Annotated in this window: 18 protein-coding genes; all 18 read right to left on the minus strand. The window is 72.4% G+C overall.

Going from position 1 to position 19,487, the window contains the following annotated elements:
- Nucleotides 1-11: 11 nt before the first annotated feature.
- The 18 genes from AB1460_RS11685 to AB1460_RS11770 all read right to left on the minus strand — a co-directional run bounded on the left by AB1460_RS11685 (nucleotide 12) and on the right by AB1460_RS11770 (nucleotide 19,464).
- A complete protein-coding gene (locus AB1460_RS11685) occupies nucleotides 12-2,345 on the minus strand; it encodes a xanthine dehydrogenase family protein molybdopterin-binding subunit (protein WP_368961090.1) in 2,334 nt (777 codons plus the stop codon).
- The gene (locus AB1460_RS11690) at nucleotides 2,345-3,529 is read right to left on the minus strand and encodes an XdhC family protein (RefSeq protein ID WP_368961044.1); all 1,185 of its coding nucleotides are present in this window, start codon (nucleotides 3,527-3,529) and stop codon (nucleotides 2,345-2,347) included. Before AB1460_RS11690 ends, AB1460_RS11685 begins: the two co-directional genes overlap by 1 nt.
- On the minus strand, nucleotides 3,522-4,655 hold the full coding sequence (locus AB1460_RS11695) for a vWA domain-containing protein (protein ID WP_368961045.1): 1,134 nt from the start codon (nucleotides 4,653-4,655) through the stop codon (nucleotides 3,522-3,524). Before AB1460_RS11695 ends, AB1460_RS11690 begins: the two co-directional genes overlap by 8 nt.
- Nucleotides 4,656-4,658: 3 nt before the next feature.
- On the minus strand, nucleotides 4,659-5,555 hold the full coding sequence (locus AB1460_RS11700; protein ID WP_368961091.1) for an AAA family ATPase: 897 nt from the start codon (nucleotides 5,553-5,555) through the stop codon (nucleotides 4,659-4,661).
- 53 nt (nucleotides 5,556-5,608) lie between these two features.
- Complete coding sequence (locus tag AB1460_RS11705) at nucleotides 5,609-6,409, minus strand: SRPBCC family protein (RefSeq protein ID WP_368961047.1); 801 nt, start codon at nucleotides 6,407-6,409, stop codon at nucleotides 5,609-5,611.
- A gap of 181 nt (nucleotides 6,410-6,590) precedes the next feature.
- Nucleotides 6,591-7,061: a (2Fe-2S)-binding protein gene (locus tag AB1460_RS11710; RefSeq protein WP_018636437.1), complete on the minus strand. Its 471-nt coding sequence runs from the start codon at nucleotides 7,059-7,061 to the stop codon at nucleotides 6,591-6,593.
- Nucleotides 7,054-7,929, minus strand: coding sequence for an FAD binding domain-containing protein (locus tag AB1460_RS11715; protein ID WP_368961048.1), 876 nt, complete (start codon nucleotides 7,927-7,929; stop codon nucleotides 7,054-7,056). The genes AB1460_RS11710 and AB1460_RS11715 overlap by 8 nt, the downstream gene beginning before the upstream one ends.
- 297 nt (nucleotides 7,930-8,226) lie before the next feature.
- Nucleotides 8,227-8,829, minus strand: a complete 603-nt coding sequence (gene mftR, locus AB1460_RS11720; protein WP_368961049.1) for a mycofactocin system transcriptional regulator — start codon at nucleotides 8,827-8,829, stop codon at nucleotides 8,227-8,229.
- Nucleotides 8,830-8,868: 39 nt separating this feature from the next.
- Complete coding sequence (gene mftF, locus AB1460_RS11725; protein ID WP_368961050.1) at nucleotides 8,869-10,380, minus strand: mycofactocin biosynthesis glycosyltransferase MftF; 1,512 nt, start codon at nucleotides 10,378-10,380, stop codon at nucleotides 8,869-8,871.
- Nucleotides 10,377-11,195: a mycofactocin-coupled SDR family oxidoreductase gene (locus AB1460_RS11730; protein ID WP_368961051.1), complete on the minus strand. Its 819-nt coding sequence runs from the start codon at nucleotides 11,193-11,195 to the stop codon at nucleotides 10,377-10,379. The genes mftF and AB1460_RS11730 overlap by 4 nt, the downstream gene beginning before the upstream one ends.
- Nucleotides 11,192-11,974 (minus strand): mycofactocin biosynthesis peptidyl-dipeptidase MftE, encoded by a 783-nt coding sequence (mftE, locus tag AB1460_RS11735; protein WP_368961053.1) that lies wholly within the window; start codon nucleotides 11,972-11,974, stop codon nucleotides 11,192-11,194. The genes AB1460_RS11730 and mftE overlap by 4 nt, the downstream gene beginning before the upstream one ends.
- Nucleotides 11,971-13,167: a pre-mycofactocin synthase MftD gene (gene mftD, locus AB1460_RS11740; protein WP_368961054.1), complete on the minus strand. Its 1,197-nt coding sequence runs from the start codon at nucleotides 13,165-13,167 to the stop codon at nucleotides 11,971-11,973. Before mftD ends, mftE begins: the two co-directional genes overlap by 4 nt.
- 49 nt (nucleotides 13,168-13,216) lie before the next feature.
- On the minus strand, nucleotides 13,217-14,500 hold the full coding sequence (gene mftC, locus AB1460_RS11745) for a mycofactocin radical SAM maturase (RefSeq protein ID WP_368961055.1): 1,284 nt from the start codon (nucleotides 14,498-14,500) through the stop codon (nucleotides 13,217-13,219).
- A complete protein-coding gene (gene mftB, locus AB1460_RS11750; protein WP_368961057.1) occupies nucleotides 14,497-14,811 on the minus strand; it encodes a mycofactocin biosynthesis chaperone MftB in 315 nt (104 codons plus the stop codon). Before mftB ends, mftC begins: the two co-directional genes overlap by 4 nt.
- Before the next feature lie 7 nt (nucleotides 14,812-14,818).
- A complete protein-coding gene (gene mftA / locus AB1460_RS11755; protein ID WP_368961058.1) occupies nucleotides 14,819-15,046 on the minus strand; it encodes a mycofactocin precursor MftA in 228 nt (75 codons plus the stop codon).
- Nucleotides 15,047-15,184: 138 nt separating this feature from the next.
- Entirely contained in the window at nucleotides 15,185-16,000 is an 816-nt protein-coding gene (locus AB1460_RS11760) for a mycofactocin-coupled SDR family oxidoreductase (protein ID WP_071083354.1), read from the minus strand.
- Between the two features lie 158 nt (nucleotides 16,001-16,158).
- A complete protein-coding gene (locus AB1460_RS11765) occupies nucleotides 16,159-18,066 on the minus strand; it encodes a TolB family protein (protein ID WP_368961060.1) in 1,908 nt (635 codons plus the stop codon).
- A 165-nt stretch (nucleotides 18,067-18,231) separates the two neighbouring features.
- The gene (locus AB1460_RS11770) at nucleotides 18,232-19,464 is read right to left on the minus strand and encodes a histidine kinase dimerization/phospho-acceptor domain-containing protein (protein ID WP_368961062.1); all 1,233 of its coding nucleotides are present in this window, start codon (nucleotides 19,462-19,464) and stop codon (nucleotides 18,232-18,234) included.
- Nucleotides 19,465-19,487 lie beyond the last annotated feature (23 nt).

Here is a 19,487-nt window from a genome sequence, read left to right on the forward strand (position 1 = left end):
CCGGGGCCGGGCTACGGGGTCGTCCGACCGTCGAGGAGCGTGACGATGGAGGCCGGGGTGAGTGGCAGGTGGGTGATGGTGACGCCGAACGGGGCGAGCGCGTCGGCCACCGCGTTGATGACGGCGGGGGGCGCGCCGATCGCGCCGCCCTCACCGACGCCCTTGTGCCCGCCCGGGCCCGGGCCCGGGGTCTCCAGGTGGACGTGCTCGATCTCGGGCACCTCGGCGATCGTGGGCAGCAGGTAGTCGATGAAGGTGGTCGCGACCGGGTTGCCGTCGTCGTCGTAGGCGAGGTCCTCGTAGAGGGCACCGCCGATGCCCTGCACGGTGCCGCCGTCGATCTGGCCCTCGACGATGTTCGGGTTGATTCTCGGCCCGCAGTCCTCACTGACGATGTAGCGCAGGAACGTGACGACCCCGGTCACGGTGTCGACCTCGCAGGTGCACACATGCGTGGCGTTCGCCCAGAGCATCGGGGCCTGCGCCTGATGCCGGCCGCTCGCCTCCAGCCCCGGCTGCACACCGGGCGGCAGACTGGCGGACTCGAAGTACGCGATGTTCGCGATCTCGGCGATCGACAGGCCGACCGTCGGGGTGCCACGCACGGTCGCCCGGCCGTTCCCGAGCTCGATGTCGTCGACCGCGGCCTCCAGCCGGTGCGCGGCGATCGCGATGATGCGCTCGCGCAGGATCTCCGCCGTCGATCCGACCGCGCCGACGATCATCGAGCCGCTGCGGCTGCCGCCGGTGCCGCCGCCGAAGGGCGTGACGGCGGTGTCGCCCTGGATGCTGTTCACGTCGTCGATGTCCACACCGAGCACGTCGGCCGCGACCTGGACGGCGGTGGTCTCCAGGCTGTTACCGGTCGAGCCGCCCGCGACGTACACGTTGACCCTGCCGGTCGGCTCGATGCGGATGGTCGCGCCCTCGGTCGCGTAGTACGGCATGCCGGCGGTGGTCGGCTCGACGTAGCTGCAGGTGCCGACGCCGATGTAGCGTCCGTTCGCGAGGGCCTCGGCCTGCTCGCGGCGGAAGGCGTCGTAGTCGAGCAGCGTCAGCGCCTCCTCGAACACCTCCCGGGGCGACATGTGGTCGTAGGGCATCCCGCAGGGGTTCACGTGCGGCATGTCCGCGCGGGCGAGGAAGTTGCGCCGACGCAGCTCGATCGGGTCGATCCCCATGTGCCGGGCCGCGTTGTCGAGCAGCAGCTCGCGGGCGACCGACTCGTACTGCCACGGCCCGCGGTATGCGCTGCGGCCCAGCGTGTTCGAGAACACCGACGTCGTCGACCAGGTCGCGAGCGGCACGCGGTACGGGCCGGGAAACATCAGGCAGACCGCCACCGAGGTGCCCACCGGCCACGGCGTCGGGTACGCACCGACGTCCTGCACATGATCGATCTGCGCGGCGAGAATGGTGCCGTCCGCGTCGAAGGCCATGCGTGCCAGGCCGTGTTCATGGCGGGCCATGTTGCCGGCCATGAGGTTCTCGCGCCGGTCCTCGATCCACTTCAGCGCCGCCGGCACCTTCTTCGCGGCGAGCAGGATGCACATGTCCTCGCGCATCGCCTGGACCTTCTGCCCGAAGCCGCCGCCGGCGTCCCGCATGATGACCCGGACGCGGTGCTCCGGCACGCCGAGCAGCCGCCCGGCGAACGCCCGCAGCTCGTGCGGCGCCTGTGACGTCGCCCAGATGGTGAGCTCCCCGCCCGACCACTCCACGACGATGCCCCGGGTCTCCATCGGTACCGGGGCGTAGGCCTGCTGGTAGACGGTCCCGGTCTCGACATGGGCGGCGGCCCGGCAGACCTCGTCGATCTCGTCCGGCGGCGCCCCGCGCAGTTCTCCGGCGACGTTGTTGGCGTAGGCCTCGTGCACGCGCTCGCTGGAGGCCTGCGCGTGCACGTAGTTCGCGACGGCGGGCAGCGGGTCGTAGTCGACGTCGACGAGTTCCATCGCGTCCTCGGCGACGTAGCGGTTCACCGCGACGACCAGCGCGACGGGATCGCCGACGAAACGCACCTCGCCCTCGGCGAGAGCCGGCCGCGGGGTGTCCGGGACGTCGCGCCCGACGACGGCGTGCCACTGCTCGTGGACGCCGGGATTGAGGTCCGAGGCGACGAACACGGCGTGCACCCCGTCGAGCGCGAGCGCCGCCGACGTGTCGATGCTGACGATGCGCGCCCGGGCGAACGGGCTGCGCACGAAGCACGCGTGCAGCATCCCGGGCCGCGTGATGTCGTCGACGAACGTGCCCTGCCCGGTCAGCAGCCGCGGGTCCTCGACTCGTCGTACCCGGGCACCGGTGTAGCGGGCAGCGGCCGTCGTGACGGCGACATCCGTCATCATTTCCTCCACAGTGGCATCAGTTCGAGATCGGAGTCGGTCACGGCATCGGAGCCGGTCACAGGGTCGGAGCCGGTCACAGGGTCGTGGTGGATGGGGCCCGAGACGGAGCTCAGCTGCGCACCTGACCCGCCCCAGCGGGACGCGATGATCTCCGCCGCGATGGAGACGGCGGTTTCCTCCGGGGTCCGGCCGCCGATGTCGAGGCCGATGGGGGCGTGTAGCCGGGCGAGGTCCGCCGCGGTGAACCCGCGTTCCCGCAGGCGGGCGAGGCGGTCGTTGTTCGTGCGCCGCGATCCCATCGCACCGAGGTAGGCCAGCGGCATTCTCAGCGCCACCTCGAGCAGCGGGACGTCGAACTTCGGGTCGTGGGTGAGGACGCACACGACGGTGCGTTCGTCGACCTCGGTGCGGGCGAGGTACCGGTGCGGCCACTCGACGACGACCTCGTCGGCATCGGGGAACCGCTGCCGCGTCGCGAAGGTGGCCCGCGCGTCGCAGACGGTGACCCGGTAGCCCAGGAAGGTGCCGATGCGGGCCACCGCAGCGGCGAAGTCGATCGCGCCGAACACGATCATCCGCGGGCGCGGTGCGTAGGCGGCGACGAAAACGGCCACGTCGGTGCCGCGCCGTTCCCCGCGCGGGCCGTAGCGCAGGACCGCGGTGGTACCTCGCTCCAGCAGGCCGCGGGCGTCGTCGCGGACGGCGTCGTCGAGACGGGACCCGCCGAGCGAGCCCGTGACGGTGTCGGGCCGCACCACGAGCCGGGCCCCGACCGGGCTGTCGGCGACCCCGCTGACGAGGGTCGCCACCGCCACCGGACGTCCGGCCCGGATGTCGTCGACGACCCCACCCAGCTCGGGGAAGGTCTGCTGGCTGACGGGTTCGACGAAGACGTCGATGATCCCGCCGCAGGTGAGACCGACGGAGAACGCGTCGTCGTCGCTGACGCCGTAGCGCCGCAGCTGCGGGGTGGCGGTCGTCCGGCACGCGCCGGCGAGTTCGTAGACGTCGCCCTCGACGCATCCGCCGGAGACACTGCCCGCGGCCGTGCCGTCGGGGGCGACGAGCATCGCGGCGCCCGGCTGGCGCGGCGCGGACTTCCAGGTGCCCACGACAGTGGCCAGGCCGACCGTCTCGCCGGCGGACCACCACCGCTGGAGCTCCTCGAGCACATCACGCATGGAGGATCACCTCTGCCAGTTCCTGGAGTGCGTCGAAGGTGTGCCCGGCCAGCAGCTCGTCGACATGGGGGAGGGCGGCCGCCATCCCGGCCGCGACCGGTGCGAACCCTTCCCGCCCCCGGTGCGGGTTCACCCACAGGACCCGGTGGGAGAGCCGGGAGAGCCGGGCGGTCTGCTCGCCGAGCAGGGTCACGTCGCCACGCTCCCACCCGTCCGAGACGAGCACGGTGACGGCCTGTCGGGTGGCGCCGCGCTGGCCCCACAGGTCCAGCATCGCCCGCAGGGACTCGCCGAGCCTGGTGCCGCCGCTCCAGTCCGGGATGGCTCTGCCGGCCGCGTCGAGCGCCTCCTGCGGATCGCGCAGGCGCAGGTGCGGCGTGAGCCGGGTCAGCCGGGTACCGACGGTGAACACCTCGGTGCCGGCGGGCCGCACCCGCATCGCCGCGTGGGCGAAGCGCAGCATCAGGTCCGCGTACGGGGCCATCGAACCGCTGATGTCGATGAGCAGCACCAGCCGGCGGGCACGCACCCGGCGGCGGAGTGTGGGCAGCCGTGCGGGCTCGCCGCCGCGGACCATGCCGCGCACCGTCCGCTGCAGGTCGAGGCGCCGGCCGCGGCCGGGCTGCCAGCGGTGGGTGCGGCGCACCCCCGCCCGGGGAGCGAGCAGCGCGACGAGCCGGTTCACCTCGGCTCGTTCCGCCGTGGTGAGCTGCGTGACGTCCTTGTGGCGCAGGCGTTCGGCCGCGCTGGCGGCGACCGCCAGCTCGTCCTCCTCCCCCTGGGCGTCGTGGCCCGGCGGGGCCTGGGACGACGCGAGCGCCGCGCGGACCGCACCGGCCCGCGCCGGCGGCGGTGGTGGCGGGGCCGGGGGCCCGCCGGCGTGCGCGGCTGGGCCGAACCACTCCTCGAACAGGGTGTCGTACCTGGCCAGGTCGTCCGGCTCGGCGCACAGGGTCAGCCGGCCGGCCCAGTACACCGCCTCGGGATCAGTCGCGTCGAGGTGCGCGACCGCCTCGACCGCGGCGGCGAGCCGGCTGGTGTCGGCCGGTACACCCTGGGCGCGCAGCATGCGGGCGAAGCCGGTCAGGGCGACCACCGGGTCGGGTGGCATCGGGGCGTGGTCCATGGCTCAGCCTCCGAGTAACTCGCCGAGGCTGCGCTCCACCCGGACGAAGTCCTCGCGGTACTTCACCACCGCGCCGAGGGTGGCCCGCGCCGCCTCCTCGTCCAGACGGCTGGCACCGAGGGTGTGCAGAGCGTGCGCCCAGTCGATCGTCTCGGCCACCCCGGGCGGCTTGAGGAGATCGGCTGTGCGGAGCCGGCCCGCGGTCCGGGCGACGTCGGCGACGAGCCGTACCGCCGCGTCGGGGACCCGTGACCGCACGATCGCGACCTCCCGGTCGAAGTCGGGGTGCGCGAGCCACAGGTAGAGGCAGCGACGCTTGAGCGCGTCGTGCACCTCGCGGGTGCGGTTCGAGGTGATCACGGTCAGCGGGGGGACGTCCGCCGCGATCGTGCCGAGCTCCGGCACCGTCACGGCGTTCTCGGCCAGCACCTCCAGCAGGAACGCCTCGAACTCGTCGTCGGCGCGGTCGATCTCGTCGATGAGCAGGACGGCGGGGCTCTGCTCGAGAGCGAGCAGGATCGGCCTGGCGATCAGGAACCGCCGGTCGTACAGGGACGCCTCGAGATCCCCCCGGTCACCGGCGCCGCCAGCGCCGGCGGCGGGGTCGGAGCCCGCGGCGCGCAGGTGCAGGATCTGCCGCGGAAAGTCCCAGTCGTAGAGCGCCTGACTGGCGTCGATGCCCTCGTAGCACTGCAGGCGCAGGAGCCGGACGCCGCAGATCTCCGTCAGCGCGTGCGCCAGGGCGGTCTTGCCGACTCCCGGGTCGCCCTCCACGAACAGCGGCCGGTGCATCCTCATCGCGAGGAACACCGCGGTGGCGATCCCCGGGCTCGGCAGATAACCGGCCGCTTCGAGGGCGTCCGCCACGGCGGTCGGGTCGGCGAAGTCGGGGAACGACATGACGGGAGCTACCACCGCTCAACTCGTGCAGGAACGCGGACGGAGCGGGACCTCTATCCGCAGAGCCGCTGCCGTGCCCTGCGCAGCAGAGCGTTCAGCAGCCAGCCCGCCAGGAAGGCGGCGAGCAGCGGGGCGGAGTGCTTCAGCACCGGCGCCCCGGCCGTGCCGAGCAGGTCGACGGGCTCGGCCACCGGCTGGTTGATGACACGCGTCACCGGCTTCGTCGGTGTCACCGGCGCTGCGGCGCCGGCCGGGTCGACGGCGGCGGGAGCGGGAGCGGCGGCGGGAGCCGCAGCGGATCCGGTCGAGGGAGCCGCGGCGACGCCGGGAGCGGACGCGGCCGGAGCCGCCGCGGAGGTGGCCACGGCCGCCGGCGCGGGTTCGGGGGCGGGCGGAGCGGTGTCGTCGTCGCCCCTGAGCACGGTCGACTCGAGGGAGTCGACGAAGCGGCCCAGCAGGCTGGCGCTGACGTCGGCGATCACGCCGCGGCCGAACTGGGCGACCTTGCCGGTGATGTGCAGGTCGGTCAGCACGACCGCCTTCGTGCCGTCGCCGTCGGGGGCGAGGGTGACGGTGATGGTGGCCGACGCGTTGCCCTGGCCGCGGGTCTCCTTGCCGTCGGCCTTGAGGACCGCGCGGTGCGCCGCCTCGTCACGTTCGAGGAAGGTCGCTGTTCCCTTGTACTGGGCGGTGATCGGACCCACCTTGACCTTCACGGCACCGCGGTACTCCTCGCCGGCGACCTCCAGGAGCTGGGCGCCCGGCATGCAGGGTGCGATGCGTTCGAGGTCGGTGAGAACCGCCCAGGTGGTGGCGGGGCTGGCGGCGACGCGGAACTCGTTGGTCAGTTCCATGGGAAATCCGTCTCCTAGAAAATGCGAACCCGGGCGCGGCGGGCCCGCCGCTGCCTCGGGGCCCGGTAGAGGTCGTCGTGGGGAGAACGGCCGCGGCCGGGGTACGCGGCCCGGGCCGCGGGCAGCTGTGCCAGCCCGGGCGCACCCGGGCCCGGGTGCGCCGCCGACGGCCCGACAGCGGTCACGGCGTGCTGCGCGCCGCGGCCCGCACGGCCTTCATGATCCCCTGATAGCCCGTGCAGCGGCAGATGTTGCCGGACAGGCCGGCGCGGATCTCGTCGTCGGACGGGTCGGGGTTGTCGCGGAGGAACGCGGTCACCGAGACGACGAAACCAGGCGTGCAGAAGCCGCACTGGAGGCCGTGGTGATCGCGGAACGCCTCCTGCACGGGCGACAGCGCGTCAGGCTCACCCAGCCCCTCGATCGTGGTGACCTCGGCGCCGTCGGCCTGCACCGCGAGGACGAGGCAGGCCCGTACCGCCGCGCCGTCCAGCAGGACCGTGCACGCGCCGCACACCCCGTGCTCGCACCCGAGGTGTGTCCCGGTGAGGTGGCAGTGCTCCCGCAGGTAGTCGGCCAGCGTCAGACGTGGTTCGACCCGCCCGCGGCGCGCGAGGCCGTTGACGCGCGTCTCGATCTCGATCTCATTCATGAAGAGCCTCCTGCGCCGCGCGCCGCCAGGCACGGGCCACCATCGCGGCGCCGACGCGCCTGCGGTAGTCGGCCGACCCGTGGAGGTCGGCCGGGACGGACCTGAGGGCGGCCATCGCCGCCTCGCCGACGGCCTGGGCGTCGACGTCGGCGATGGCTGTGCCGGTGACAGTCGCCTCCGCGGTGGTGGCGCGTTCCGGTGTCGAGCCGAGGCCGAGCAGGCCGATCGCGCACCGCCCGACGCGCCCGTCGTCGTCGAGTTCCAGGGCGACGGTCGCGCCCGCGACGGCGAAGTCACCGTGGCGCCGGGCGAGCTCCTCGATCGCATGCCCGCTGCGGCCGCCCCAGACCGGGAAGGTGACGCCGGTCAGGATCTCGTCGTCGGCGAGCGCCGTCGTCCACGTGCCGGTGAAGAAGTCTGCCGCGGGGATGGTGCGCTGCCCGCGGGGCGACACCGTCTCCAGCTCCGCGTCCAGCGCCAGCGCGACCGCCGGATACTCGGCAGCCGGGTCCGCGTGGGCGATCGCACCGCCGATCGTGCCGCGGTTGCGGATCTGGAAATGACCGATGAAGGGTGTCGCCCGGCTCAGCAGCGGGACCGCCTCGGCGACCTCGGCGGACGAGCCGACCGCCGCGTGGGTGGTGCCGGCGCCGAGACGGATCGTGCCGCCCCGGCGCTCGAGACCCCGCAGCTCCGGTATGCGCCCGAGATCGATCAGATGATCAAAGACCGCGAGGCGCAGGGCGAGCATGGGAACGAGGCTCTGCCCGCCGGCGAGGACCTTGGCACCGTCGCCGTGCTCGGCGAGCAGCGCGACAGCCTCGTCGAGGCTGGATGGCGCGTGGTAGGCGAACGGCGCCGGTTTCACGGGAGCGACCTCTCCGGAACACCGGGAGCGGCGCCGCCCGCGCCACTCCACCCGAGCCGCACGTGTGTGCGCCCGAGGTGATTACCTGCGTCCTGTCTGGGCCACCGTAACATCGCGTGCCCGCGCCCCTTCGTGTTCGCATCAACGTGCTCGTACCGACGCTCTCGGGCGTCGTGTTTATCAGTGGACGGGAAGTCCGAACCGGCTTGCTGAACACTCGTTTTAGCACAGATCCGCACGGGCGTCAGCATATGATCCGCGCACAGCCTATCGATGGTCCGCCCGTATGTACACGCGTCACGGACGCTGGTCGGCGAAGTACAGCCGAAGCCCGGACAGCGCCTCGTCGAGAAAATCTCCGATCGTTCCGTCCTCGTGGTCGAGCCACTGCTCGTAGGCGGAGAGGGCCAGCGCCAGGGTTACCTGGCCCACCGTACGCGGCAGCAGGTCACCGGGGTCCACGGCGTGCCGCGCAGCGACGTAGGAGGCTATGACCTCGCGCCACTGCCGGTATTTCAGTGCCGAATGCGCCTGCAGGGCGGGCGTCCTGAGCAGCAGGATCATTCGCTGCCGGTGCTGGGTAATGGCCTCGGTCGGGAACAGGTTGAACGCGAGCACCGCCCGGTGTACCGCCTCGAACACCGGGATGTCATGCGGCATCGCCTCCAGGGAAGCCTGAAGCCCGGCGAGACTCTCGTCGAACCGGCCCCACGGAATATCATTCTTGGACGGGTAGTACCTGAGTAGGGTCCTCCTTCCGATACCGGCGGCCTGGGCTATCGCATCCAGGGTGGTGGCGTCGAAGCCGCGTTCGGCGAAAGCCGCGAATGCCGCCCGCTCGATCGCGCCGTGATCGGTGACGGGTGGGCGGCCCTTCGGGCGCCTCGGCAGGTCGGCCATAGACCTCGAAATCTACTGACCCGGCCGGGCGGCGGGCCGTCAGGGTCCGGTGCCTCCCCTCGCGGGAGCGCTCCCGTCACGTCCCGGTCGCCGGCCGCGGCGTGCCGGCGCCCGGTCGCGGCGCGGCGGGAACGAGGGGAGCAGGGGGCGGGGCGAGCGGCCTCTGAGCGCGCCGGCCCACAGGCCCGCTCCGTAGGCGAGGTCGTCGAGGCGGCGGGCCAGGACGAAGCGCGCCGGGTCCAGCGAGGGAGCGGAGCGGCGGTAGTCGAGGAGGCCGTCGAGGACCGCCGCGGTCAGGACCGCACGGCGCAGGCGGCGGGAGACCAGGGCGCCGGGGAGGCTCAGCGGCCACCAGTGGCGGAGCAGGAGCGCGCTGGTCTGGCTGGCGGTGGCGGCCAGGCCCCGGCCGGCGAGGTCGGCGGTCAGCCGCGCGCGGTCACCGTCGCGGGGCAGCACGCGGGTGAGCCGGGCACACATCACCGCGACCAGGGTGAGGGCCGCGGGGACCGACCACCGCCGCTGGGCCAGCAGCGCCGCGGCCGTGGCTCCGGCCAGGGGGCTGAGCACCGCGGGTGCCACGGCGGCGCCGTGCCGGCGGGCCAGCTGATGCGCGCCCGTCCCGTAGAAGGCCTTGCGGTTCAGCCAGGCCGCTGGCCGGGTCCGGTGGTCGTGCCAGGCGGTGACGGCGGGCTCGTACCGGACCTGCTGTTCCTGCGCGACCAGGCGCCAGACCAGGTCGACATCCTCGGCGACGCGCATGCTGTCGGTGAAGCCGTCGCCGAGGGCGTCGGCCCGGGCCACCAGGCAGGCGCCGGGAACCCAGCCGACGCGGGAGTGCGGGTGCACCAGCGCGGCGTCCGGGCCGGCGTCGAGCGACGAGCGGGCGTTCTCGTACCGGGAGATCCAGCTGGGTCTCCCGGTGGTCGGAAGACCCAGGATCCGGGGCGTGACAGCGGCGACGCGGGGGAGATGGAGGTGCCGCGCCAGCATCACCAGGCTGTCCGCGGCGACGACGACGTCGGAGTCCACGAAGGCGACGAACGGGGTGGCGACCGCCGCCAGCCCCGCGTTGCGGGCACCGGCGGGGCCACGGTTGTAAGGGAGCGCCACCAGCTCGGCGCCGTGCCGCGCCGCCACCCGGGCGATGGCGGCAGGGTCGCGCGAGTGGTCGTCGACGACGACCACCCGCAGGCCGCCACCGAGGCCTGCCAGCAACCGCTCCAGAGCCTGCTCGCGATCGCGGACGGGAACCACCACCGTCAGCTGGGACGGGTCGGCCGGCGGCAGCGCGCTCAGCACCGGGCCGGCCGCACCGCAGGCGAGCAACCGGTCGGCGAGCTTCCCGGACAGGTCGTCGACCACGTGGAGCTGGCGGTCGACCAGGCGCTGCGCGGCTCTTTCCTGCAGCCGCAGCAGCCGCGGCGGTGCGCCGCCGACCAGCGTCCGGCCGCCGTCGTACACGCGGACGTCGCGGCCGAGCTCGACGACGAGGCTCGGCTCGACGACGGGGCTCGGCTCGACGACGGGGCCGGGAGGCTGGTGGGCGCTCATCCGCGGAAACCGCCCTCGGCACTGACCACGGAACCGGTCAGGACGCCCCCGGCGGGGGAGCAGCAGAAGGCGATGGTCCCGGCGATCTCGGCCGGCTCGATCAGCCTGCCGGTGAGCTGGGAGGAGGCGAAGGTCTCGACGTCCGGCAGCTCGTACAGCGACGCCGTGGCCTCCAACATCGAGGTGCGGGTCGAGCCGGGGGCGACGGCCACGGCGGTGACTCCGGTGTTGACGAGGTCCGCCGCCAAGCCCCGCACCAGGCCGATCACGGCGTGCTTGGCCGTGCAGTAGGCGGTCAGGTGGAACAGGCCGCGCGTGCCGGCGGCCGAGGCGACGGCGACGAACCGGCAGCTGGCGGGGTTCGGCCCGCCGAGCATGAGGGGCACGGTGGCCGCGGCGGTGTTCCAGACGCCCAGGACGTCGACATCCCACAGTGTCTGCAGGTGGGCGGCCGGTGTCTCCCAGAGCGGACGGCCCCCGACGATGACGGCCGCCGCGGCCACGGCGGCGTCCAGCCGGCCGAAGCGCTCGACCGCGGTGGCCGCGGCGGCATCGATCGCCGCGCGGTCGCGCACGTCGGCCACGACCGCGACCACCTGGCCGGGATGGTCGTCGCACAGCGCCTGTAACTGGTCCTTGTCGGCCAGCGGGTACGCGACACCCGGCAGGTCCGCCTCCGCCGCCTCCCCCGCACAGCTGTCGACGGCGACGACGCGGTACCCCTGCCGGCACAGCGCGCGGACGGTCGCCGCGCCGATCCCGCGCGCCGCCCCGGTCACCAGCGCGACGCGGCCCGGCTCGACCGGCGGGCTCACGCCGGCGCCACCGCGGGCCGGGGCGCGCGGAGACGGCCGTCGGTGTCGACGGCTCCACCTTCCACCAGCGCGCAGACCTCTGTGATCATGCCGTTCAGGAGGTGTTCCCCGTCGCGGGCGGTGGCGGTGGTCGGGTCGCCGAGCACCCCGGACGGCGAGACGGCGGCCACCCCGCCCGTCCTGATGGCGGGCAGCAGCTCGGGGAGGCTCGCGGTGTTGCCCGCGGCCGCCCTGGTCATGTCCACCTGGTGCGGAGCCAGGTGCAGCATCAGTGAGGTCTCGGTGAACCCCGCGTGCGCGTCGACGATCCCGTGCCCGGACCCGGTTCCGGACCCGGTTCCGCACGGCACCCACGCGACGTCGTGCTGCTCGCGGCGCAGCTGCGCGACGGCCGCGGAGAGGTAGCGCAGGTTGCCGCCGTGCGCGTTGACGAACACGACCCGTCCGCACCAGGTGGCCGCGGAACGGACCAGCTCCACCAGCATCAGGTGCAGGGCCTGGCCACCGATGGAGATCGTGCCCGGGAACGACTGGTGTTCCCCGCTGGCCGTGTAGGCGATCGCGGGCGCGACCAGTACCGGTTCGTCGGGACGCCGATCCTGCAGACGCTGTGCCGCGCCCTCGGTCACCGCGACAGCGAGCGTGGTGTCGGTGGTCAGGGGCAGGTGGGGCCCGTGCTGCTCGACGGCCCCCACCGGGACGAGGAGCAGCGGCCCGCGGGGGACGAGCGGCCAGGGGCGTTCCGCCAGACTCGGGGGCGCCGGTGGCCTGGCGGTCATCGCCCGGCCGCGGAGCCGAGCGAGCCGAGTGCCCGGGTGAAGCCCGCGGGTACCAGGACGTCGTCCGGGGTCAGCTCGTGGATGGAGGAACGCCCGAGCGCCAGCAGCGTCGAGTCGATGCCGTTGCGCAGGACGTCCAGGACGTTCTCGACGCCGGCCTGCCCGCCGGCGGCCAGCCCCCACAGGTACGCGCGGCCGATCATGACCGCCCGGGCGCCGAGGGCGAGTGCCTTGACGACGTCCCCGCCCCGGCGGATCCCGCCGTCCATGAGCACTTCGATGTCGGTGCCGACCGCGCCCACGATGGCCGGCAGCGCCCGGATCGGGGCGGGGGTGCCGTCGAGGTTGTTGCCGCCGTGGTTGGAGACAGAGATCGCGCTGACCCCGGCGTCGACCGCGCGGCGGGCGTCGTCGACCCGGGAGACGCCCTTGAGCATGAACGGCCCGTCCCACTGCTCCCGCAGCCAGGCGATGTCCTCCCAGCTCGCCGGCGGTGTCTGCATCCACTCGCCGTACGCGCCGAAGAAGACCGGGGCCTGCTCGCCGGGTTCGGCCAGGTTCGGCACGCTCAGGTCGGGAAGGTGCCCGGTGCGCAGGTACTCGAACAGCCAGCGCGGCCGGGTGATGCCCTGCGGCGCCAGCTTGGCCATGGTCCTCAGGTCGAGCCGTTCGGGGATCCACGGGCTGCCCCAGTCCCGGCTGTGGGAGAAGGACCAGTCCAGCGTGACGATCAGCCCGACCGCGCCGGCCTGGCGGGCGTGCTCCATCCGCCGGATCATCCAGTCCCGGGAGCCCATCCAGTAGATCTGGAAGAAGGTCTGCGGGTTGGCCGCGATGACCTGGTCGATGGGCTTGCTGGCGAAGGATGACAGGCCCATCGCCGTGCCGCGGGCGGCAGCCGCCCGGGCGACCGCCACCTCGCCGTCGGGGTGCACCGCCTGGACCCCGGTCGGCGAGATGACCACCGGCAGGGAGATGGGCTGACCCAGCACCGTGGTCTGCAGGTCACGCTTGGGCGACAGCCCCGCCACATGCGGGGCGAAGCCGAGCTCGTCGAACGCCCCGGTGTTGTCCCGGTAGGACACACCTGCCTCCGAGCCGGCCAGCAGCGCGCTGTACACCGATGTCGGCAGCCTTCGGCGTGCCCGGCGCTGTGCCTCGGCGACCGACTCGAACCATGAGTTGCTCATCATCCACCTCTCGCGGCGCTCCGCTGTGGGAGCAGCCGCGTCCGATCACGTCTCAGCCCGTGGGTGTGAAGCCCGCCAACGGGTTCTCGGCGCACGCCGGGACCGGCGGTGCCGTCACTGCGATCGGCACAGCCGCCACCGCGGTCGGTGGGGGGCCGATCTGGACCAGCACCGGCTCGCCGGCGGACCGCGCCCTGCGGCCGGTGCGGTGCGAGTGGTCGTGGTCCGCCGCCGGCACGGTTCGCCCGGGGTCGGCCAGGGCCTGCTGCCCGTAGCCCTGCACACACTCCGGGTCCGGGCCGTCCAGTGGCAGGCCGGTGAAGAACTTGGCCGCCATGCAGCCGCCCCGGCAGGCGTCGTAGAACCCGCAGGACGAGCAGGCACCGCCGCTCTGCGGCTCGCGCAGCTCACGGAACAGCTCGCTGGTGCGCCACACCGGGGCGAAGCCGCCGTCGGCGACGACGTTGCCGGCCCGGAAGGTCTCGTGAATGGTGAACGGGCAGGCGTAGACGTCACCCACCGGGTCGATGAGGCAGACCACCCGCCCCGCCCCGCACAGGTTCAGGCCGGGCAGCTTCTCGCCGAAGCCGGCCAGGTGGAAGAACGAGTCCCCGGTCAGGACCTTCTCGCCCGCCCCCACCAGCCAGTCGTAGAGGTCCCGCTGCTGCTGCGCGGTCGGGTGCAGCTCGTCCCAGACGTCCGCGCCGCGCCCGGAGGGGCGCAGCCGGGTGAGCCGCAGCGTCGCACCGTGGTCGTCGGCGATGCGTTGGAACTGGTCGAGCTGGCCGGCGTTCTCCCTGGTCACCACGACGGACACCTTCGCGTCCCGGAACCCGGCCTCGGCCAGGTTGTCCAGCGCCCGCAGGGCCATCGCGAACGACCCCCGGCCCCGTACCCGGTCGTTGACCTCCGCGGTGGCGCCGTCCAGCGACACCTGGACGTCCACGTAGTCGGTGCGGGCCAGCTGCCGGGCCCGCGCCCGGTCGAGGCGCACGCCGTTCGTGGAGAACTTCACGCCCACGTGACGGTCGACCGCGTACTGCAGCAGGTGCCAGAAATCCGGGCGGACGGTCGGTTCCCCGCCGCCGATGTTGACGTAGAAGACCTGCATCGCCTGGAGCTCGTCGATGATCGCCTCGCACTGCGCGGTACTCAGCTCGCGTGGGTCACGACGACCGGAGGACGACAGGCAGTGCACACACGACAGGTTGCAGGCGTAGGTCAGCTCCCAGGTCAGACAGATCGGCGCGTCCAGTCCGCGCTCGAACCGCTGCACCAGGGAGACGGCGGCGGGACTGGACGTCCCGGCCGCCGGAGCGTCGGTCAGGGTGGTCATCGGGCCTCTCCCGGGGTCTCGCGATGACGGATCACATCGGCCTCGGCGAGGCCGCGCAGCGCGCGGGCGTAGGCGGCCCACTGGCCGGCGGGTACACCCGCCCTGGTCAGCGCGGTCCGGACGTCCGGCGCAGCGCCCAGACCGCGCACAACCTCGACCAGTTCCGGGCGCTTGAGAAAGATCAGTCGGCGGTTGTCGAAGTGGTAGGCGAGTGCCCCGAACGGCTCGGGGCGCAGCGCCACCACCCGTGACAGCTCCCACGCCTCGTCGAGGATCGTGTCCACCTCGTCGGCGGCAGCGCCCGGCAGCACGGCGGTGTCAGTAGACGCCGCACATGCCGTCGATCGAGACCTCCTCGATCAGCGCGTCCTCCTCGAGCGGAGCCTGCGCGGTCGTGTCGTCGATCCCGAGGTCGGTGGCCCCGCCGGACTGCCCTGCAACCGCGGGTGTGATCGGTGTCTGCACGATGTCTCCTTCGTCGTCTCCCGCCGCCGCGGACGTCGTGGCCGCCGCGGTCGGGAAGCCGAGGACCGTGCGAATCACCATATTGGCACCGAGCGCCAAAATAAAGCGTTAGGTCGCGACGAACTCGGTCAGTGACCCTTCGACGCCGCTGTCGGTCCCGTACTGCGGCGAGCCCGTACCGGCGGCCTGTGCCTGCCGGTACGGGCTCGTCCGCGTGGGTCAGCGCTTGTTCAGCTGACCGGCGTCCACCGGAACGACCGTGCCGGTCACGTACCGGGCGTCCTCCGACACGAGCCACAGGATGGCGTTGGAGACGTCGACCGGATCAACCGCGTCGACCGGCATCGCGTTGGCCAGCACCCGCGCGAGCTCCGGCGACCCCGCCGTGATGACCGACAGGTCTCCGTTGGCGGCCATGGGTGTCTTGACCGTGGTCGGGGCGACGCTGTTGACCCGGATGCTGTACGGGGCCAGGTAGTTGGCCCACGACCGCATCAGCCCGACGACACCGTGCTTGGCGGCGGTGTAGCCCTGGAACCCCGCGGAGGGAAGGCCCACGCCGATCAGGCCGCCCGTGGAGCTGGTCAGCACGATCGCGCCGCCCTGGTTCCGCTCGACCATCGACGGGATCGCCACCCGGCCGGTGTTCCACACGCCGGTGAGGTTGACGCTGATGACGTCGGCCCACTGGTCGTCCTCCGTGGCCATTCCACCGGGCCCGATGCCGGCGTTCGCCAGGACGATGTCGACCGGGCCCAGCTCGGCGGTGCCGTCGTCGAAGGCCTGCTGCAGGGCGGGCAGGTCTCGGACGTCGGCCTGCCTGGCGACGATCCGCCGACCCAGGCCCTCCACCTCCTTCACGGTCTGCGCCAGGTCCTCCGGGGTGGACATCGGGTAGGGCACCGAGGCAATCTGGGCGCAGATGTCGACCGCGATGATGTCCGCGCCCTCCTGGGCTAAACGAATCGCGTGGCTGCGGCCCTGGCCGCGAGCCGCCCCGGTGATGAACGCGATCTTGCCGTCAAGCTTTCCCACTGGATCTCCTCGGCTGGTGCCCGTGATGCGGGAGGAGCGCATCACCGCCCCCCACGCCGTGACTGCCTCCGCCTCGGCCACTGCCGAAGGCGGAAGCGCCCAGTTAGCTGATGTTTGAACACTAGTTCAATGTTCTGGGTGTGTCACGTCACATCTGCTCACGTCTGGTTGGCCGGCTGCCGGTAGGCCCTGCCGTCAAGGGTGGTCGTGAGCGTGCCGGTGGCGTCGAAGATGTTGGTCAGGACGTCGATGGTGAGATGGAATCCGTCAGCACTGGTCTTCTTCGTGTTCGTTGTCGTGGACCCGTCCGCGGCGCGGATTGTCTGGGTCAGGTCGGAGTACCAGTCGACTTTGGACGTGGTCAGCGCCGGGATGGTCACCGTTACCTTCTCGGTGCCGTTCAGAGTGCTGACGCCGTCGTCGGTGTAGTCGGCGTAGGTGACCGCGACGGTCTCGACGGCGATGCTGTCGGCGCTCTCGGTGACCACCACCGTCGCCGCGCCGCCCCTGACACCGGCCAGCGTGTACGTGCCTGCGGGCACGTGCGGCCGGGTCGGAATCGCGCTGCCGGGCTCGTACCTCACCCCCCACGGGACGTCGTCCGGGATCGGCGCGACCGTCGGCGCTGGTGCGGGTGCGCGGCTGGTGAGTTCAGCGATCATCAGGCGGTAGGTCCGGCCACCCTGCGCGGTGGAGGTCTCGCAGGGCAGCGGGTTCTCGCCGCCGCAGGCGGGCGGGGAGGCCAGCGCCTGCCAGTAGACGATGGCGGTGCCGTCGGGTGCCCACTTCGGGTCGGCCATGCCGTTCCAGTTCGGATCGTTGACGCTCCCCGGACCGCCGTCGCCGGCGGCGTTGATCCGCTGGCCCTGATAACCGCCGCGGTCACCGTGGCTGTCGATGAGGATCGGTTGGAAGAACCGCCGCTGCCCGTTGTTGCGGGTCGACGAGGTCGCACTGGTGGTGATCATGTCCGTGATCGGCGGGACGCCGCGCATCCCGGCCAGGAACATCTGGCGGTCGGAGCCGCGGGTGTCCATGGCCACGGTCCACCTGCCGTCGGGGGAGAGGTCGACCGGATCGACGTACTCCGGATTCGAGGTCAGGCGGCGGACCTTGCCCGTGCTCAGGTCGGCGGCGAACACGTCGATGTTGGACGACTCCTCGGGGTACCCGATGTAGGTGACCTCCCGGCCGTCCGCGCTGAAGCCGCGCAGCTCACCGACGGACAGCGCCGCGCGGTCGTAAACCAGCCTGCGCGGGTCCTTCGGGTCGACGGACATCGGCTGGGTGTCGGCCGGGTCGAACAACCGGGTCACGGTGACCACGTCGTAGCGCGGCGCCGTGGGTGTGCCGGTCTCCGGCGTCGGGGTGAACTCCAGACGTCCGAGATAGGAGAACTGGCCGAACCGCCCGTTCGCGATGGTGAAGCTGCTGAAGCCGAGGTGGACGTCGTCCGGATGGATACGCAGCTCGCGGATGCTCCCGCCCCTGCCGGAGCCGTCCGCGGTGTTGTTCCACCGGATGGGATAGATGTGCGTCTCGGCCGGGGTACAGGCCGCGTCGGTGAGCTGATGGTTCCCACAGTCGACGATGTTGGTGCCGAGGAGCACCCGCCTTCCGTCCCGGAAAGGCTGGGGATAGTCCCTCGCCTCGTTGGTGCCCACCGCGTTCGCGGCCGGCACCCCGCAGGTCACGCACTTCCAGGCGTCGCCGTTGGGAAAGGCCCTCCCATCGGTTCGCACGATGATCAACTGGTCGCCGCTGTAGATGCTCGCGGGGTCGGGCGCGGCGGGTGCGCCGGCGAAGGAGACCCGGGCTGTGACATGGGCGCCGTCCGGCAGGTAGCCGCCCGACTGGAAGCCCCCGCTCCTGCTGATGCACCCCGTGCGGCGCGGGTTGGCGGCAGCCGTGCACGCACCCGGATCGGTGCCGGGTGCGACCGGTGGCAGTGGCAGCTCGCGGACGGAGATCGGCTCCGGCGCCGGCGGCGCGGGAACCCCGCCGGCCGGCTTCCCGGTGTCGGCCGGTCTGTCCGGCTGCGAGTCCGAACACGCCGGAACCGCCACCAGGACCGCGGCCAGGCAGCCGAGTAACCACCGTGACCTCCGTGGTCGCGTTCGTGATGGTGCTGGTCGGGATGGTGCGGATGTCGATCTCGGCACGGCGTGCTCCCCACGGACAACGGCGACGAATGCCGGGGGGAAGCTACTGAAAGCCGTGTTAGCGGAGCGTTAGCTGACCGTGGGAACGCCTGGCTGCTCGGTCACCCGCACAGCGGGAATCGTGATGTGGGCCGCGACCCCGTCGGGACAGCGGGTCCATGCGATGGCGCCGCCATGGGCGCGCAGCACCGCGTTCACGATCGACAGCCCTGTCCCGGGCCTGCTGGGGACGTCGCTGTCGGCCCCGCCGGGTCCGCCGGGAGAGGAGGGCGCAGGGCCGACGTCCTGGCCGGGTAGCCGGCTGAAGGATTCGGTCGGGGCGGCGACCGAGTTGGCGACGACCAGCCGTGCCATGCCGCTCTCCGGGTCGGGTGCGACCTCGACCCGTACCCAGCCGTCGGCGGCCCGGTTGTGCCGGGCGCTGTTGTCCAGCAGGTTCCGCACGAGGCTCTCCACCAGCGCGCGGTCGCAGGTCACCTCGGTGGTTCGCAGGTCCACATCGACGCGCAGTCGGGAGAACGCCGGCCCCTCGACGACCCGGCCCAGGACGTTGCCGACAAGCTCGTCGAACGCGAACCTCGACTTCTCGAGCGCGCGCAGGTCGACGCGGGAGAGCACGAGCAGCCGTGCCACGAGACGCTCACCGCGGTCGACGGCGTCGCGGGCCGCCTCCAGTCGGCAGGCGGTGTCACGGTCGGTCGTGTCATCGAGCAGCATCGCGATCTCGGTCCGGGTGGTGGCCAGCGGCGTGCGAAGTTCGTGCGCGACCTGGGAGGCGAAGCGGCGCTGTGCGTCGAACGCCGAGGCGAGCCGATCGAGCATCGCGTCGAAGGTGTCGGCGAGTTCCCTGATCTCGTCGTTCGGGCCACCGGCCGACACACGCGCCCCGAGGTCCGACACGGATGCCGATCGTGCGCGGGCGGTCATCCTCCGGATCGGCCGCAGGATGCTTCCAGCCAGCACCCAGGCCGCCCCCACCGCCCCCACGAGCACGGCGACCAGACCGACGAACGACCAGCGCCGCGCGTTCGCGAGTGCCTCGTCAATGGGACGTTGCTGGAGGGTGCGCGCCACCTCGCCGACCGTCCTGCCGTCCGGCAGTGGCTGCTCGGCGAACTGCGAACCGAAAAGCTCCTCCGGATGCTGCCGAATGTGCTGGACCACGGTCGACTGCGAAATGCTCAGCTCATCCAGCAGCGCGCTGTTGAAAGAGTAGACCGACGGGTACTCGACATTCCTGAGCGCGAACGTGTTGACTATCAGGGTTGATGATCCGGCAACGACCAGCGCAGCGGAGATCATAGCGGTGATCCGAGTCCTGATCT

It is taken from the genome of Parafrankia sp. FMc2 (genome assembly GCF_041008525.1).
In the GTDB taxonomy this organism is placed as follows: domain Bacteria; phylum Actinomycetota; class Actinomycetes; order Frankiales; family Frankiaceae; genus Parafrankia.